At 29.4% G+C, this 2925-nt stretch carries 3 protein-coding genes; 1 reads left to right on the top strand and 2 read right to left on the bottom strand.

Annotation, left to right across the window (positions count from 1 at the left end; genetic code table 11):
• Positions 1-43: 43 nt before the first annotated feature.
• Positions 44-502: a hypothetical protein gene (locus A9Y75_RS25720; protein ID WP_071187851.1), complete on the bottom strand. Its 459-nt coding sequence runs from the start codon at positions 500-502 to the stop codon at positions 44-46.
• Between the two features lie 2 nt (positions 503-504).
• A complete protein-coding gene (locus tag A9Y75_RS25715) occupies positions 505-1845 on the bottom strand; it encodes an AAA family ATPase (protein ID WP_071192722.1) in 1341 nt (446 codons plus the stop codon).
• 331 nt (positions 1846-2176) lie between these two features.
• Between A9Y75_RS25715 and A9Y75_RS25710 the strand changes: the two genes are divergently transcribed.
• Positions 2177-2854, top strand: coding sequence for a Coq4 family protein (locus tag A9Y75_RS25710; protein WP_071187844.1), 678 nt, complete (start codon positions 2177-2179; stop codon positions 2852-2854).
• The last annotated feature ends 71 nt before the right edge of the window (positions 2855-2925 follow it).

The raw sequence follows: 2925 nt of genomic DNA, 5'->3' as shown, positions 1-2925 counted from the left end.
TCCCCGACTTCTTAAAGAAGTCGGGGATCTAATTGTTTGTTATTTAAAAACTTTCTTCTAACACCTTACTTTTATATTTAATTAACTCAAGACTATTATCACCATTCACTTTTTTAAGCCGTTTCTTAAGTTTAATTTCTACAGAACTATTGATATCAGGAGTGGGGTTTCTATTTAATACAATACGTGCATAAATTTTAAAATCTTGTATTTTATGAATTACTTTAGTTAGAGATGAATCTATTTGTGTAATTGCTTTTTTTAAATCATGTCCTTTTAATTCCACAAAAAAGGCAAGTTTATCTTCACAGGATAAAATTAAGTAGTCACATCTTTCACCTTCTTTAATTAAACATCTATCTATCCTGATCTTACAAATCTCTTTAGCATTTTCATTGGTGATTCTATACTCTTGTTTATTTCCAGAATCTTTGACAACTAAGTTTTTTCTTATATCACAAAATTCCTTACATTCACTTGTTCTAAAAAAATCGTTACACATACTCAGTCATCTAAATTAAACAAATCATTAAACTTGTTGTTAATTATACTGGATGCGCTATCTATTTTTTCAGCTTTAATTAATTTCAGTTCTTCATCAATAATTGATTCACAGCCATTTTCAGATATAAAATAAGCTGAAATCCGATCTGGATCAATCCAACTTTTACTATTAACAATACTTTCTACTGCTTCTCTTTCATTACCAACTTTATCTTTACCAACTTGATAAGCATATAAAAGATTATTGAATGATGAGAGAATATAGGGACTATGGGTAGTGATAATTATTTGATTATGATAAAAATTTGTGAATAGACCAATCAGTTCTACAATATCGCTTTGAGTTTCTGGATAAAGATGTGCTTCTGGTTCTTCAAAAACCATAAATACACTTGTTCCATCTAAAATATATCTAAATATTAGCAATAAAATCCAAACAGACTCTTGTTGTCCTGAAGAAGCATATTGTAGTTTAACATACTGGTTGTTATTAAAATAAATTCTTTCTTGTTCACCATCAAAATTAAATCTATATTCACCTTTGAGGATTTTTTTCAATAATTTTGATAAATCAATACCTATATCTGAAGCAATATCTTCAATTTCAATGAGGTTATTTAAATCAACCGCAAAGTTATATCTTAATAAATCAATTCTCTCTATAAAAGATTTTGTAAAATAGTCTAAAGTATCTAAAGATTTTCTGAAATAGTCTAAAGTATCTGGGTTATTAATATGTTGTAATTGTTCAGCTAATGTAGACATCAAATTTCTACCCGCAGGAATAAATACAGTAGAGTGTGTTTCTTCAAAAATATTATAAACGATGGATTTAAAATGGTTAAACTGTAATCTTTTTTCTGATTCTAGTTCTCGTAATTCTTCTAATGACTTAGATTTCTTCCGTTGTTCTTTGGAGATTATTCTGTAATTTAAAATTTCTGTACCTAGCAGATTTAATTCTTGTTCAAGTGTTGAACTAATTTTGATTTTTTGATTGTATATACTAGAACCAGAAATGGTTATATATTTTTCGTTTGAGTATTGATATTTTAGAGTAAATCCTTTACGGTCTGCTTCAATTCCAAAATATGTGAAGAATTTTCTTCCCATATCATTTATTGTGTTATTTAATGATAAAGAGAAATTTTCTAGAGCATTCACATTCACATACACATAAATATAATTAAGAATTTCATCTTTTAAAGATTTAAATATAAAAATAGACTTACTAATTGTGCTTTTACCACTTGCTTGGGGACCAATTAATAGCATTATATCTGTAACATCAGCCTCGAATTTTTTAACGGGTCCAAAGTTTTCTATAGAGATTCTTTGCATAATTATGATGTTTTGATTGAGATTTAAACAATAAATCACTATAAACAGTGTAACATATTATTTATTGTATGTAGATATTTCTGTGATTAAAATGATTTAAGTAATTAAAATTATACAGGTATTAATAAATAATGTAATTGCATTAACAGGAAGAATGCTAATTAAATGCCACTTAGCTTATAAAAGATAGGACAGTTTTTTGCCTTGGTGGTTTTACATATAATTAATATCTTCCCTTTGATACATGAAACAAACTTCTCATATCTTCAATAATTGGAGAAGCATATTTTCATTTTCCTGAAGATGCTATTTCTCACAACGGAGAATAATCATGGATAATGTAATTACCTACAATAACGATAAAGGACTATTAGCCTACATTCAATTTCTCGCATCAAGAGCATTGAAAACCCAATATGATGGAACTGATCCAATTTTTAATTTTGAAGATGCACTTGATCAAACAGAAATAGCACAATTAGCTGTAGATGAACTTAAGAAAAATTCCGAAATTAACGCCTTATTTACAGAACGCTGGCTACCAGCACCAATAAATTTAGATGAATTAAGTCAACTTCCTGAAGGAACTTTAGGAAATGTTTATGCTACGGAAATGAAAGCTAGGGGATTCGATCCTAACTTCTATAAAAAAGTTCCTGTGGTTGATGATATTTCTTATCTCAAAATGCTCTGGAGAACTACTCATGATATTTATCATGTAGTCGCAGGATTTGAGACTGATGTATTAGGTGAACTGGGTTTACAAGCTTTTGTATTAGCACAAACTCCTATTCCTATCAGCATCATGCTTGTCAGTTTTGGTATGGTTTTAATTAGTCTCTACCAACCTGCTAAACTCCAACCTTTAATGTCAGAAATATCTCGCGGCTACTATCTAGGTTCTCATACTCGCGGCAAATTCATCGCCCAAAAATGGGATCAGTTTTGGGATATTCCAGTTATGACAATTCGCGCTCAATTAGGAATGAATCCTATTCCGGAAAACTGATATAGTAATCCAGTTTGATTACTGAAATTACTCGTTGAGGTAGGGAATAGGGAATAGGGAATAGGGAATAG

It is taken from the genome of Trichormus sp. NMC-1 (genome assembly GCF_001858025.1).
Classification (GTDB): Bacteria; Cyanobacteriota; Cyanobacteriia; order Cyanobacteriales; family Nostocaceae; genus Anabaena.
The sequence above is the reverse complement of the archived record's forward strand: the minus strand, read 5'-3'. Positions and strand labels throughout refer to the sequence as shown.